This window comes from Devosia sp. MC521 (assembly GCF_014127105.1).
Taxonomy (GTDB): Bacteria; Pseudomonadota; Alphaproteobacteria; order Rhizobiales; family Devosiaceae; genus Devosia.
In genome coordinates this window covers 1,296,300-1,310,180 of sequence record NZ_CP059902.1, presented here as the reverse complement: position 1 = coordinate 1,310,180, position 13,881 = coordinate 1,296,300, and the positions used below count along the sequence as shown (strand labels likewise).

The following is a 13,881-nucleotide window of genomic DNA, read 5'->3' as shown; positions in this document are numbered from 1 at the left end:
ACCATGGCCGTATTTTGCGGAACTGAAGAAAGGTTTCGGTCATTCCCGTCCCACAGGATGCTGGAAAAGGCCAAACATGAAACAGACCAGTTACAGCACCAATGCCATGCAGTTCGACCCGCGCCGCCGATATTCGGTTGGCGAAATGGTGGCCGACGCGGTGGTGCATGTCCTAGGCCTGATAGTGGCGATTGCCGCTGGCTCGGCTCTGCTGACGCTCACAGCCTTCGAGACCGCCCCGGAAGCGGTGCCCGCATTGTCGATTTACGTTGGCACGTTGATCTTCGTCTTGGGCGTATCGCTCGCTTATAATCTATGGCCCCACAATTCCTGGAAACACGTGTGGGCGCGCCTTGATCAGGCGGCCATCTTTCTCTTCATCGCGGGTAGCTACACGCCATTTTTGGCAGTGCTCGGAAATTCCACACTCGGGATTACGATGATGGCAATTGTCTGGGGCGCGTCGCTCGTCGGAGTAGCGCTAAAGCTGATCGTGCCAGAGCGTTTTGGGCGCGTTGCCATCCCGCTTTATCTCGGGATTGGTTGGAGCGGCATCTTCGTGTTCAACGCCCTTGCCACCGCCCTGCCCCCAACAACCCTATGGCTGTTGCTGGCAGGCGGCGTCGCCTATTCGGCGGGGATCATCTTCCACGTGTGGGAAAAGCTTCGCTTCCAAAACGCGCTTTGGCACGTGTTTGTGGTGGCAGGGGCAAGCCTGCACCTTTGGGCCGTCATTGACTGTATGATCGTTGCACGGATGTAGCGGTTACTGAATGCGCGAATGAACGACGCTGTCGCCAGCCTCGATGCCCAATTCGACGGTGCGTCCGCCGGGCACTTCAAGCACATACTGCACAGGACCATCCGAAGGGATTGAGGTCTTGTCATGCGGGACGGCGTTGACGTGAATGTTCTTGATGGTGCCATCCGCGGTGATGAACAGCATGTCGAGCGGGATGAAGGTGTTCATCATCCAGAAAGCAACGGGACGCTCTTCTTTGAAGTCAAAGAGCATGCCAGCGTCTGGCGCGAGCTCATGGACATTCATCAGGCCCTTGGCACGGGTCTCAGGCGTATCGACAACGTCAACCGTAAACACATGATCACCGGTCGCCGACTTTATCGTCAGGCCCTCTCCCTGGCTATACGCAGCCAAGGGCAGCGCAACGACAAGAGCGGTCGCAGCGGCGGCGAGAGTGCGGGTTACGCTGTGTATCATGAGGTCCTCGTCACGTAGGGCAGCCGTCAGTGTGACGACGGCGCGTCGCCCCAACCGTCAGGCCGAATTTCGGCGACCATAAGGCCTTTCGGGCCGTTACCATAACGAACCAACACATATTGGCCGGGACGCAGTTCTGTAATGCCGAAGCGGCGCAGGGTTTCCATGTGAACAAACACATCCGGAGCACCCTCGCCTTCCGAGAGGAAGCCGAACCCGCGGATACGATTGAACCACTTCACTTCAAGGCGAACCATGCCGGAGGTTGGCTCAACCACCACATGGGTGCGCGCTGCTGGCATTTGGGAAGGATGGCGAGCCGTCGACTCGTCCATGGAAACAATGCGGAAGGCCTGCAGACCACCAGGGCGGTTCAGCGCTTCGACAACGATGCGCGCGCCTTCATATGCGGTCTGATAGCCATCTCGTCGGAGGCAAGTGACGTGCAGCAGGATATCTGCGGTGCCATTATCGGGAATGATGAAGCCAAAACCTTTGCCCGCGTCAAACCACTTAATGGTACCGGTAACTTCTATGGTGTCTAAAGCGCCCTGTGGAGACAGGGCAGTTTCGTCAACCCGTTTCGTCACCGCTGCCTCACTGGACAGATCGATAGTGCCGTCGCTGTCGCCCATGCCCTTGGCCCCCATGACCCCTCAGCCCTTTTACACGTCCGCTTACGCGGGTACTCAACCACTAGACCAAATCAGTCTGTCCGATTCAGTGTCAGAAGTTAAGAAGTTCTTGCTGATTTGTCGACATATGCCGTGAACGCATTGTCGAATTGCCAGTGACTTGGTAGCCCAGAGGGAATTTCGTCCGATTGGAGGATGTCTTGAAGTATCTACACACGATGGTGCGCGTCACCAATATCGAAGAAAGCCTGCGGTTTTACTGTGAAGGCCTCGGCCTTGAAGAGGTGCGCCGCCGCGAGAGCGAAAAAGGTCGATTCACACTGATCTTCCTCCGCGCCCCGGGCGATGAGGGCGGAGAAGTCGAACTCACCTATAATTGGGACCCAGAAGAGTACACAGGTGGACGCAACTTCGGCCACCTCGCCTACCGCGTTAAGGACATCTATGCCCTGTGCCAGCATTTGCAGGACATGGGCGTCGTCATCAACCGCCCACCACGCGACGGGCACATGGCCTTCGTTCGGTCGCCAGACGGCATTTCCGTTGAACTGATCCAAGACGGCACCCTTGAACCACAAGAGCCATGGCTCTCGATGCCGAACACCGGCAGCTGGTAAACAGCGTTTAGAGCGAATTCATGTTTCGCTAACCTTTCCAGTTAGCGGGTGGTTAGCGAAACATCTCTAATTTTAGCGATTATCTCACCGGCCACTTGCCTGTTGCGCAATGACGACACCGGCCCCGTGGAAATCGCTCATGCCCCCTATCGCACGCTCACTCGCCGCTATCATCACCACCGCCACTGTTTTGGCGGGCTGCTTGCCAATGGCTCTATTCGCGAGCGGTTCAGGATCTGGCTACAGTGGCGTGCGCCAAGACTGGGGCACCTACGTCGCGTCAAAGCAGGTGAATGCCTTCTGCATTTCTCCAAAACTCCGATTTGTCATCTGGGAGTTTGAAGGTCGCTTTGGCAAGAAGGTGGTCATGCAGTCGGGCTATCGCGACACTGCGCATAACAATGCGGCTGGCGGTGCCTCCAACTCGTTCCACACCAAGTGCATGGCGGCGGACTTCTACATACCGGGTGTTCCGAAGGACCAGCTCATCGCCTTCGCACGCAATCTTCCCAGTGTTGGCGGCTTAGGTTGCTATCCGGGCCGGAACTTCATCCACGTCGACGTTCGCGATCGTCCACGCGGTTATCGCGGCCCTGTTACCTTCTCAGGCTGTTGAAAACTAACAGGTTTGCATTTTTCTTCGCGCTCGGGGTTGCGCAAGCCGCAACCTCCATCTATACGAGCTTCATCGAACTGATGCGCCCTTCGTCTATCGGTTAGGACGGCACCCTTTCACGGTGCAGAGAGGGGTTCGATTCCCCTAGGGCGTACCACTTTCCACCTGTTTTCCTTACAACGGTGGACGATCTCTCCTCCCCCACACTGTTATAGTTCAAGCAGACGCAAGTCCGCTGTGTATTTTCCGTTCGAATTGGCAGCCCCTGCGAACAGAGACTGCCAGTGGTTTTTAGGCTGCCGTGGGGCCAGATGGATCTGTGTCGGTGGTGTCTGGGTTTGACACGCTAAGCACTTTAATGCGCCGCACGGCCTGATCCGCCCCTTCAACCCAGCTCATGACATGGCCCGGCCGCAAGCCGAGAAGGGCCGCGCCCTCTGCCGAAGTCACCGATAGGCGGTATGTACCGCCCAATTGCGCCTCTTCCGGCATGACCAGCTTGGCGCAACGCTCTTCGCCCGGCAGCAGAACATATTTGACCAAGCTGCCAATCCGCACGACATCTCGCGGCAAGAACGCATCGGCAATAATGCTTGCCCGATCAAGCTCATAGAGTAGAAAGTCCATGCGCTCGGCGGTTTGTCCAACTTCGGTCAGAGCTGCCACCGTCAGGCGCTTATGATCCTGCTCGCCAATGAGGAGCTCTGGCGAAGGCATCCAATCAGACAAAGAAATGGTCGTCATTTTCCGGTCTCCTTGAGGGACAAGGCGGTCGATGGAATTTTCGATGCTCGGTCAAAGGTGGTAAATAAGTGTTCTGGTGCCGCAGGGGGCTTATCGAAATCGCGCAGGCACCACGGGCAGCGATTAGCTGCCCGTGGCCTCGGTCCTGAACAGGATCGACAATAGCGGAGAACCTGCATTCATTTCTCCGAGCCGTCGAGCGACCTTCGCGAGATGTTCTGCAACAGTGTCTGACGGTCTTCCAGCGAGCGCAGACGGATGGTCATCGTCTCCGTCTTGATCGGCGTTTGTGGTGGAAGATTGTAATCGAGCTCCGGCATGTGAGCATCGGCCCAAGCCTTGAAACGGCTCAGCTTGTGGCTGCCAAGGATAGGGAGGGTGACTGAATACTTATAGGTCATCGACAGGATCTCATGCGCAAATAGACCCGATGCAGAAAGCATCCGGCTAAAGCGTTCAAAATGTGAGAGAGGGGAACACTGAGGTTATCCTGGTGCCGCTCTTGCCATTACGGCAGGTAGCAACACCAGGCTACTAAAGTGCCTGGCGAAGACCGTGTCCCAACAATCGGGTTATGCAGATCGTCCCGTTCATGGCCCCATCATGGCCATTTAGACAGCTTTGTCAAACCGTTGGCGAAAAGCCCGAAATTACTCGGGCTTTCTGTATTGATAGATACCGACGTCGATAGCGCCCTCAGCAAAACCCGCTTCGCAATAGCTCAGATAATAGACCCATTTGCGCTTGAAGTGCTCGTCATAGCCTAGCGGCGCGATCATGGGCCAACGCTCCAGGAAGCGCTCACGCCAGAGTTTTAGCGTGCGCGCATAGGACAGCCCGAAGAGCGATGTGTTTTCGAGCACGAGGCCGTGGCGCTCGCCAAATTCCTTCATCGCCGACTTGGTCAGCAGCATGCCGCCCGGGAAGATGTAACGCTGAATGAAATCAGGGCCACTTCTATAGGCCTCAAAATCCTCTTCCCGGATCGTGATCGCTTGGATGGCGGCGGTGCCGCCGGGCTTGAGACGGTCATTCAGGGTTTTGAAATAGCTTGGCCAATTGTCTTCGCCGACGGCTTCGATCATTTCGATGGAACAGATGTGGTCAAACTGCCCCTGCGTATGGCGATAGTCCTCAAAGACGAGAGTGCCGAGATCATCCAGCCCTTGGCGGGCGAGGCGTTCTTTGGCGAATTTGAGCTGTTCCGCAGACAGGGTGATGCCGCGCAGATGGGCCTTATAGTCTCGCGTGACCGTTTCAGCGAACCCGCCCCAGCCGCAACCGATCTCGAGAATGCTGCTCCCCTCCGTGACGCCTGCCATATCGGCAACGCGGCGATATTTTGCCAGCTGCGCCTCTTCAAGGCTTTGGTCACCGGAACTGAAGAGCGCTGACGAGTAGGTCATCGAAGGGTCGAGCCACTGCCCGTAGAAGTCATTGCCGAGATCGTAGTGCTCGGAGATGTTTTTCTTGGAGCCCTCAAGCGTGTTCCGGCGCGAAAGGTGATAGTGCAAATCGCCAGCGGCCTTCTTAAAGAACCCCTTGTTGGCATTATCGAACATGTCGCGGTTTTGCAGGAAGAAGCGAAACACCTGCGTGAGGTCATCCGCTTCAATATCCCCATTCATATAGGCGGCTGCAAAGCCAACAGTGCCGCGCTGACTGGCTTCTTTAAGGACCTTAAAATTGTTCAGGCGAAGCGTGGCATGGCCACCAGCATTCCCCTGCCCGACAGTCCGACTGCGACCATCGGGAAACACAACCGTTAGGGAACCATGGCGCGGATTGCCGATTAGAGAAACGCCAATCTGCGCGACCAACCAAGACGAAAAATGCGCCCACAAAGACGCGCCGCCGTTGGAATTATTGACAGCTGTCTTGCTCATTGCCGTGTCGTCCTACCATCCAAAAAGGCGATGGCTCATGGCCGTCGCCGAGACATCTAAGCGCAGGCACCCGAAGTGTTGCTCGCCCTTGGGCGCACTACAGGTCAGCGCTTAGTTTATTCACTGCAAATGGATACGCAAGCGGGCAGTTCCCAGATCACCGCTTTAGCGGCCGGGACGAGCAATATCTGTAAGGCGAAGCTGAGCTTGCTCGCGGCCGTGGTAATGATCGAGCGAGAGGCTGCCAGCGAAGTGGAATGGCTGATCGGCCTCACGCAAAAGCGTGTCCCCAATTGGTGTGCCCGCCGCGCGGAAGGCGATGGCTTTGAGCTTGGCACCATCGTCGGAGGTGAGGGTGAAACTGACGTGACCGCCCTTGCCCACAACTTGCGGATAGCGCGCGCGGTGCGCCGGAAAGACGAAGACCGGATTTGGGTTGCCAGAGCCATAAGGCCCGGCTTTTTCGATTTTGTGCAGAAGATCAACTGTTGCCCCACGGGCCGTGAGCGCAGCGTCAATTTTGAGCGCGGAAGCGGCGCGCGCCGTGCGCACGCTGGCCTCAAGACGATCAGCCATAAAGGCGCGGAAGACGCCGAGGTCGCCTTCCTTGATGGTGACGCCTGCCGCCAACGCATGGCCACCGCCTTTGGGCAGAATGCCGGCGTCCACAGCAGCGATAACCGCGCTACCGAGATCCACGCCCGGAACCGAGCGGCCCGAGCCCGTGCCGGTCCCATCCGGATTGATGGCAATGGCAAAGGCGGGCCGATCAAAACGCTCTTTGAGGCGCGCAGCGACGAGCCCGACAACGCCAGGGTGCCACTTTGCCGAAGCCAGAACCAGAAGCGGAGGCCCCTCACCGCCGGCGATTTCAAGCTCGGCAGTGGCGTAGGCTTCTTCGACGGCCTCAACTTCAATGCGCTGACGCTCGGTGTTGAGTTCATCGAGTTTGGCCGCAATGACCATCGCCTGCTGCTCATCATCAATGGTGAGGAGCTTGGTGCCCAAAGCGGCATCGCCGATGCGACCGCCAGCGTTGATGCGCGGCCCCAAAAGGAAACCAAGGTGATACGGGTTAAGGGGACCATTGAGGCGAGCGGCTAAGCTAAGCGCCTGCATGCCGGGCTTCTCGCCCTTGCGCGCAACTTCGAGACCGCGAAGGACAAAGGCGCGATTGAGCCCGACCAAAGGCACGACATCGCAAACAGTCGCTAGTGCCACAAGATCGAGCAATTTCATCAGGTCTGGGAGGCCTGAGTCGCCGCGATTGCGCAGCACACGATTGACCGCGACCAGAACCATAAAGGTTACGCCTGCGGCGCAGAGGTGGCCAAGGCCCGAGATATCATCGGGCCGATTTGGGTTCACCAGCGCATTGGCATTTGGCAGAGCGTGGTCGGCCAAATGGTGGTCGATCACCAGAACATCGGCGCCGCGCTCGCGCGCATGGGCGATTGGCTTTTCGCTGGTGGTGCCGCAGTCGAGCGTGATGATGAGCGTTGCGCCACCGTCGATGAGCTTATCCATCGCGCCGATGTTGGGGCCATAGCCTTCAAAGATGCGATCGGGGATGTGAACCTGCGGGTTGAGCCCGAAGTGATGCAGGAAGCGCGCCATCAGCGCACAGGAGCACGCGCCATCGACGTCATAGTCACCAAAGAGCGCGACGTTTTCATTGTCGGCGACGGCTTTGGCAATGCGCTCGGCCAGTTCGTCCATCGCCGTGAGGGTGGACGGATCGGGCATGAGATTGCGAATGGTGGGCTCTAGGTAAGTCGCTGCTTCCTCGATGCCAATCCCGCGCCCGGCAATGATGCGCGCCAGAATATCGGGCAGTTCAGAGCGCTGGGAAATCGCGGCCGCGATGCGCCCTGTCGCTGTGTCCAAACGATCCACCCATGCACGACCGGTGATGGAGGAGGTGACGTCGAGGAAATGGCGCGGAGCTTCTTGCATGAGGCAGGGTTAGGCGATTTTGGTCGCGCGGTCGAGAGGGATGAAGCTTTCATTAGCACCCTTGAAATGCATAATAGCACTCCCTATGTTCGAAATTCACGAACGAAAGGCGCAACATGAGTGTCAGCGCAGCTCTATCCAACATTACCAAACAGTACGCGGCTTCCGGCGAAAAATTGGTCAGATCGCTGCCCAGGCGCCGACTAGACCGAAACGGACGACTATCAGTTGACCCGAATGAGGACGCAAACTGGTTTGAATGCTACGCTCTCGCGCAAGACCTCTACTACGGCATAAGGCATGAGCTCACCGGCGGCGGCCGATATTTGCTAAGGCCCGAATATTTAACCCTCTGGAACGCCACCGAGGACACGATGTCTAAAATAGATGCAGCGGCAAGGGCGTAAGGCATAGCCGTCACCTTGCGTGGCGGGCTTTGATCCAGCGAGTGGTTTGGCTCCAGGAGCGCATGACAACGGTGGAGGTTTCGATTGTCGTGCGGCGGAGGCGGACGCCATCGACGAGCGAACCATCGGTGACGCCAGTTGCCGAGAACAAAACATCGCCCGAGGCGAGCTCGGAAACATCGTAGACGCGGTTTGGATCGGTAATGCCCATTTCATGCGCGCGCTTACGCTTGTCGGGCGTGTCGAGAATGAGCTTGCCCTGCATCTGCCCGCCAATGCAGCGCAGTGCTGCGGCCGCCAGAACGCCCTCAGGCGCGCCGCCGGAGCCGAGGTAGATGTCGACGCCGGTATCTTCAGTGTTCACCGCGTGGATAACGCCAGCGATGTCGCCGTCGCTGAGGAGTTTTACGGAAACACCAGCGCTGCGCAGCTCTTCGATGAGAGCGGCGTGACGGGGACGATCGAGCACGATAGCGGTGATTTCACTTACCGGAACGCCTTTGGCCTTCGCGAGCGAAGTGACGTTTTCAGTGGCGGTCCAATCAATGTGAACCGTTCCGGCCGGGTAGCCAGCACCAATGGCGATCTTGTGCATGTAGACGTTGCGAGCAACGTTGAGCAGACCGCCTCGTTCGGCCATGGCCAGTACGACGATCGAGTCAGGCTGGTTCTTGGCGCAGAGGGTGACGCCTTCGAGCGGATCGACAGCAATATCGACTTCGGGCCCCTCGCCCAAGCCGACTGTCTGACCGACGTAGAGATCGTCACATTCGAACTGTTCGCCTTCGCCAATAACGATGTTACCGGAGATTTGAACGCGGTTGAGTTCGGTCACCATGGCTGAGACAGCCGCTTCGTCAGCGGCCTTCTCATTGCCCTTGCCGCGCCATTCAGCGGCAGCAATTGCGGCCCGCTCGGTGACGCGGACCATTTCCAGCGTCAGCCAGCGATGCAGCTTGGTTGCGTTTCTGTCCTGGTCGACTTTACTCAGCTTCATGCCGTCCCCCTCCGAGCACTAGGCCCAGACCGGTAAGGTCAGAGCTTTTCGATGCGGATCAGTTGTGCTTTCCCGACTATGAACCCATCTGCTGCGATGAGCGCAAGCGCTTCTCGCACGGATGATTCCAAAGTCTGTTGGGTAATCATCACAACGGTACGGGTTGGTGACCCATCCGGAGCGACTGCCTTAGCACCAAGATCAGACCGCTGGATGACAGAATCGATAGAAATTCCCTTTTCACCCATGCGTGCGGTAATGGCTGCCAAAGCCCCAGCAACATCCTTAGCGGCAAGGCGAACGTAGAACCCACCTGCATGAGGAAGCGATGGCGCCTCAACATAGGGAAGTAGCTCGTCGCTTGGCACGCCCAGAGGCGGCACGCGGGTGCCACGGGCAATATCTAGAATATCCGAAAGAACCGAAGACGCAGTCGGAGGACCACCTGCGCCTGGACCTGCGAGGAGCAGTTCGTGCACGTGGTCGGTTTCGAGCGCGACGGCGTTCATCACGCCATCTACGCCAGCAATGGCGCTGCCCTTGGGCACGAATGTCGGGTGAACGCGCTGTTCAACGCCGTTCTCGGTGCGCTCAGCAATGCCGAGGAGCTTGATTTTATAACCAAGGTCCTGCGCGACCTGAATGTCGTGCTGGGTGATGTTGGAGATGCCTTCGATGCGCATCTTGTCCGGCGCAATCTCATAGCCGAAGCAAAGAGTCGCGAGGATCGAAAGCTTGTGCGCGGTGTCAAACCCTTCAACATCGAAGGTCGGGTCGGACTCGGCATAGCCAAGGGCCTGCGCATCCTTCAAGCAATCGGCGAAGGAAATGCCTTCGTTGCCCATGCGGGTCAGGATGTAATTGCAGGTGCCGTTCATAATGCCAAAGACCTTGGCGATACGAGCGGAGCCGAGACCTTCGCGCAGGGTTTTGATGACCGGAATACCGCCCGCAACGGCGGCTTCAAAGCCGAGCTGCGCGCCGGATTCTTCGGCGATCTTAGCAAGGCCCACGCCATGCTTGGCAAGAAGGGCCTTGTTTGCAGTGACGACCGGACGGCCGATTTCGAGAGCAGCTTTAACGGCTGCATAGGCGGGGCCATCTTCGCCGCCGATGAGTTCTACAAAGAGATCGATGCCATCCCATTTCGCCAAGGCGACCGGATCGTCGAACCACTCTATGTTAGAAATATCAATGCCGCGATCTCGGGAACGCGAGCGCGCGGCAACAGCAACAACTTCGAGCTGTCGACCAAGTTTTCGCGTGAGTTCGGTGCCGTCTTTTTGCAGGATACGAACCAAGGTCGCACCCACATTGCCAAGGCCAGCTACGCCAATGCGTAGTGGTGCTTGGCGGTCAGCTTCGCCGAATTCCGCCATCGCCTTGAGAATACGCGCGCGCGTTTCGGTGCGTGGCTCACGGCCATCGCGCAGATCGAAAACGAACAGCGGATCCCCTGCAACAATTCTGCCGAAACGGGTGGGTGTCCACCCACGAGCAGAGATGAAGGATTCGACGGTTTGGCGGAAAGACTGAATGTCACTCATAGTGGGCGCCATCTGCATAGGAAATCGCCTAGAGGTCAATAGGAGTTTGGTCGATTATCGAGCGAGACCCAAGCAAATCGCGCCTATAGCGACGATGACCGCCGAGACGATGCGCCATGCGTTGAGTTTTTCGCCCAAGAACAGCCAACCGATGATCACCGCAAACACAACTGAGGTTTCACGCAAGGCAGATACGGGCCCAGCCGAACCGATGGAGAATGCAACAATGACGAGCGTATAGCTCACCATGGAGATCGCGCCACCAAGAAGAGCCTTGTGGGTTTCTCTGCTTTTCCAATCGACAGTGAATCGCCTGCGAACGGCCAGCACGCAGACCGGCAGCAGAATGCCAAAGCAGATATTGCCCCAGGCCGAATAGGCAATGGCATTCTCGGCAAACCGCACGCCGATTGCGTCGGCGGTTTGATAGCTGGCAACGAACAGACCTGTGGCAAAGGCAAAGAGTATGGAACTGGTGTTGGCCCTGCCCCGCGAAAAAGCCAGACTCATGATGCCGACTGCGATGATCGCAACGCCAATGATCTGAAGTTGCGATGGCACTATTCCGGTGAGCAGGAATGCACCCAGCATAACCAGTAGAGGAGCGGTGCCGCGAACAATGGGATAGACCTGCCCCAGTTGGCCGTAACGATAGGCCGCCACAAGGAAGAAGCCATAGGCCGTCTGAAAGAGTGCCGAAAGAAGAATGTAAGGCCACGCCTCTGCGCTCGGCATAGGCAAGGCGATCACCAGCGGAATAGAGATCAGGGTGCCGGCAAAGCTCATGACCGTCAGCACCCAGAGGCGATCGGCACCGGAGCGCAAGAAGGCATTCCACGTGGCGTGAAAAATTGCTGCGGTTAAAGCCAGCAGGATTACAGTCGTCGACATTAGTGCAGTCCAGCCGCCCACAAACAGGGGCAGCAGCACGACGCCCCGACAATATCCCCTCAGGCAGGCTATCAGCGCCTAAGGGGATGTCAATTTAACGCCAAGGCGTTTCGCCCCGATATTACTGCGCTTTAGACTTATCCACGGCTTCGCTGATGCGCCGAATGTATTCTGGATAGCCCCATTTGAGCGAAAGAGCGCTCGGGGGCGATACTGAATTGATCAACTCGGGACCTACCATGCTGGCAATAGCGCCGGAGCGCACTTGAAGGGTTCGTGCCATGGCTGGGTGGCCAAAGAAGGCCTCCGCATCGGCGTCGGTGTCAGCATAAGTGATATAGATGTCACTGGTCAGCTCGTTCGCACGCTCGAAACTGAGGCTGTAGTAGAAGCTGTTCACGTCACCCAATTGCGCAACACTGGGCGCGAGGGTGAGGCCAGCGTCTTCGAGGAAGGTCATGCGCGGATCGACCGCCGTATAGACCGACACAGCGCCATCATAACCGCCAATACCGGCAAAACTGGCGCCCTGTACCTGCGGGTATTTTGCCGTTTCGTCTGCAATAAACTGCTCCAATTCAGCGACCAATGCGTCAGCCTCTGCGGCCTTGCCCATAGCCGTGCCGGTCAGGGTGATTGTGTCCTGCCAGGTCGTACTCCATGGCTTGTCCGGGAATGCTACAACGGGCGCGATTTGGCTGAGGCGGGTGTATTCCTCTTCGGTGATGCCGGAATAAACGGCGATAATCACATCGGGCGTAAGCGCTGCGATGGCCTCATAGGGCACGCCACCGGATTGCGAGAGAATAGTGGGAAAATCAGCGCCAAGCGCAGCAATCGCGTCTTTGGTCCAAGTCAGAGCCCCATTATCGTCGCCACCGTAGGTGAAATGCGGAATGCCGACAGGCGCTTCGCCCAAGGCAACGACAGCGTCCTGAACGGCCCAGCCCCAAGTGACAATGTGAACCGGCTTCTCAGGGATGATTGTCTCCCCGTAGGTGTGCTGCATTGTGAGGGGGAACTCTTGGGCGAAACTGGCGCCAGCGAGCAGGAACAGCGGAACGGCGTATACAATCGACTTCGTCAGCATTGCGCACCCTTTTGCGGTTTAGTGAAACCTACAAAAGATGACAATCATTGTCATGTAAATTATTGGATGCCCGCGTGGTCAGTTTCGACGGGTGAGCAAAACCATGATTTCGTAGTGATCGGTTTGCGGGAACATGTCGAAGAGGCGGATACGCTCGGCTGCATAGGATGGCAGCATTTCTAAGTCGCGTGCCAAGGTGACGGCATTGCAGCTGGAATAGATGATTGTCTCGGCCTCAGTCGTTTCGAGCGTAGCACAAAGCTTGTCGCCAAGCCCACGACGTGGCGGGTTGACGATGATGGCGTCAATCGTTGTCTGAGCATCGAGCCCTGTGGCGTCTCCGACAGCGAAGGTGACATCGGCGAGGCCCGCTTCAGCGGCGCTCAGACGCGCAGACTCGACGGCGGGCTGACTAACCTCGACGCCATGCACTTTCCGTCCCGGCTCAGCGACGTGAAGGGCAAAGCCCCCTACTCCGCAATACAGGTCCCAAACGTTGTGCGCTTCGGCTTCGTCGATCCACTCGCGCGCCTGATCGTATAGAGCCTTGGCAATATCGGTGTTGGTCTGGAAGAAGCTCGCCGGGCGCAGGTGCAGCACATGCTCGCCCAAACGCATAGCGAGCGTTTCATCGCCCGCCAGCAGAACCTCCTCATCCCCTTCCACCACGGCTTTATGCTCGGGCAGCAGGTTTGCAGTAACGACAGCTAGCTGAGGGAGCGCGGAAAGCAGGTTCGGCAGATGTTTTTGCATCCGGCTCAGCGCTTCGGTGGAACGCAGAACGAAGCGCACCATCAATTCGCCGGTGGCGGATTGCGTGAGGAGGACGTTCTTGAGTTCGCCACGACGATTGGCAACATCGTAGGGCGGCATTCGCGCGGCGGTGATGAAGGCTTTGATTGGGTCGAAAGCGGCACGCAGACCAGTTTCGAGAATGCCACAGGCTGAGAGATCGACGCCGTGCTGGGTTGCGTCGAGAATGCCGAGTGTCGGCGCTTCTATCGTGCCGCCCACAACCATTTTGGCCTTATTGCGAAAAGCCTCAGGGCGACTGAGCATGGCTGGTAGCCATTGCGCCGAAGGGTATGCGGCGAGCAACGCGCGGGCATGCGCATCTTTTGAGGAAATCTGCGCATCATAGGGTGTCCCCATGAGCGTACACGAGCGGCAGACGCCATTGTCGTAGTAGCCGCATTGCATAACGGTGCTCAGAGATGAATTCACCCGTTTACCTCACGGCAAATAGGGAGGCGGACCCCGCCTCCCTAAGCTTGAA

At 57.7% G+C, this 13,881-nt stretch carries 14 protein-coding genes and 1 tRNA gene; 4 read left to right on the top strand and 11 right to left on the bottom strand.

Going from position 1 to position 13,881, the window contains the following annotated elements; genetic code table 11:
* Nucleotides 1-76: 76 nt before the first annotated feature.
* A complete protein-coding gene (locus H4N61_RS06190) occupies nt 77-763 on the top strand; it encodes a hemolysin III family protein (RefSeq protein ID WP_169196133.1) in 687 nt (228 codons plus the stop codon).
* Between the two features lie 3 nt (nt 764-766).
* Here the strand turns inward: H4N61_RS06190 and H4N61_RS06185 are convergent, their stop codons facing one another.
* Nucleotides 767-1,219 carry a DUF192 domain-containing protein gene (locus tag H4N61_RS06185; protein WP_182395390.1) on the bottom strand — a complete coding sequence of 151 codons (453 nt, stop codon included), beginning with the start codon at nt 1,217-1,219 and terminating at the stop codon, nt 767-769.
* A 26-nt stretch (nt 1,220-1,245) separates the two neighbouring features.
* Nucleotides 1,246-1,854, bottom strand: a complete 609-nt coding sequence (locus H4N61_RS06180) for a cold-shock protein (RefSeq protein WP_248306052.1) — start codon at nt 1,852-1,854, stop codon at nt 1,246-1,248.
* A gap of 200 nt (nt 1,855-2,054) precedes the next feature.
* On the opposite strand from H4N61_RS06180, the gene H4N61_RS06175 reads away from it, so the two are divergent.
* The 3 genes from H4N61_RS06175 (at nt 2,055) to H4N61_RS06165 (ending at nt 3,244) form a co-directional block, all read left to right on the top strand.
* Complete coding sequence (locus tag H4N61_RS06175) at nt 2,055-2,471, top strand: VOC family protein (protein WP_169196130.1); 417 nt, start codon at nt 2,055-2,057, stop codon at nt 2,469-2,471.
* A 139-nt stretch (nt 2,472-2,610) separates the two neighbouring features.
* Nucleotides 2,611-3,087, top strand: a complete 477-nt coding sequence (locus tag H4N61_RS06170) for a D-Ala-D-Ala carboxypeptidase family metallohydrolase (protein ID WP_182395388.1) — start codon at nt 2,611-2,613, stop codon at nt 3,085-3,087.
* 82 nt (nt 3,088-3,169) lie between these two features.
* Nucleotides 3,170-3,244 (top strand) — tRNA-Glu (locus H4N61_RS06165).
* Nucleotides 3,245-3,378: 134 nt separating this feature from the next.
* On the opposite strand, the gene H4N61_RS06160 is transcribed toward H4N61_RS06165, so the two are convergent.
* The 9 genes from H4N61_RS06160 to rlmC form a co-directional block, all read right to left on the bottom strand.
* Nucleotides 3,379-3,831, bottom strand: coding sequence for a GreA/GreB family elongation factor (locus H4N61_RS06160; RefSeq protein WP_169196128.1), 453 nt, complete (start codon nt 3,829-3,831; stop codon nt 3,379-3,381).
* A 179-nt stretch (nt 3,832-4,010) separates the two neighbouring features.
* Nucleotides 4,011-4,274 (bottom strand): hypothetical protein, encoded by a 264-nt coding sequence (locus H4N61_RS06155; protein WP_248306572.1) that lies wholly within the window; start codon nt 4,272-4,274, stop codon nt 4,011-4,013.
* Between the two features lie 207 nt (nt 4,275-4,481).
* Complete coding sequence (locus tag H4N61_RS06150) at nt 4,482-5,717, bottom strand: cyclopropane-fatty-acyl-phospholipid synthase family protein (RefSeq protein ID WP_169196127.1); 1,236 nt, start codon at nt 5,715-5,717, stop codon at nt 4,482-4,484.
* A gap of 165 nt (nt 5,718-5,882) precedes the next feature.
* The gene (recJ, locus tag H4N61_RS06145) at nt 5,883-7,673 is read right to left on the bottom strand and encodes a single-stranded-DNA-specific exonuclease RecJ (RefSeq protein ID WP_182395386.1); all 1,791 of its coding nucleotides are present in this window, start codon (nt 7,671-7,673) and stop codon (nt 5,883-5,885) included.
* 417 nt (nt 7,674-8,090) lie between these two features.
* On the bottom strand, nt 8,091-9,077 hold the full coding sequence (gene glpX, locus H4N61_RS06140) for a class II fructose-bisphosphatase (protein WP_169196125.1): 987 nt from the start codon (nt 9,075-9,077) through the stop codon (nt 8,091-8,093).
* 38 nt (nt 9,078-9,115) lie between these two features.
* Entirely contained in the window at nt 9,116-10,456 is a 1,341-nt protein-coding gene (locus H4N61_RS06135; RefSeq protein ID WP_248306596.1) for a homoserine dehydrogenase, read from the bottom strand.
* A 222-nt stretch (nt 10,457-10,678) separates the two neighbouring features.
* Nucleotides 10,679-11,515: a DMT family transporter gene (locus H4N61_RS06130; RefSeq protein ID WP_182395383.1), complete on the bottom strand. Its 837-nt coding sequence runs from the start codon at nt 11,513-11,515 to the stop codon at nt 10,679-10,681.
* A gap of 121 nt (nt 11,516-11,636) precedes the next feature.
* Nucleotides 11,637-12,605 carry an ABC transporter substrate-binding protein gene (locus tag H4N61_RS06125; RefSeq protein WP_182395381.1) on the bottom strand — a complete coding sequence of 323 codons (969 nt, stop codon included), beginning with the start codon at nt 12,603-12,605 and terminating at the stop codon, nt 11,637-11,639.
* 78 nt (nt 12,606-12,683) lie between these two features.
* Nucleotides 12,684-13,829: a 23S rRNA (uracil(747)-C(5))-methyltransferase RlmC gene (rlmC, locus tag H4N61_RS06120; RefSeq protein WP_199368503.1), complete on the bottom strand. Its 1,146-nt coding sequence runs from the start codon at nt 13,827-13,829 to the stop codon at nt 12,684-12,686.
* Nucleotides 13,830-13,881: the final 52 nt, after the last annotated feature.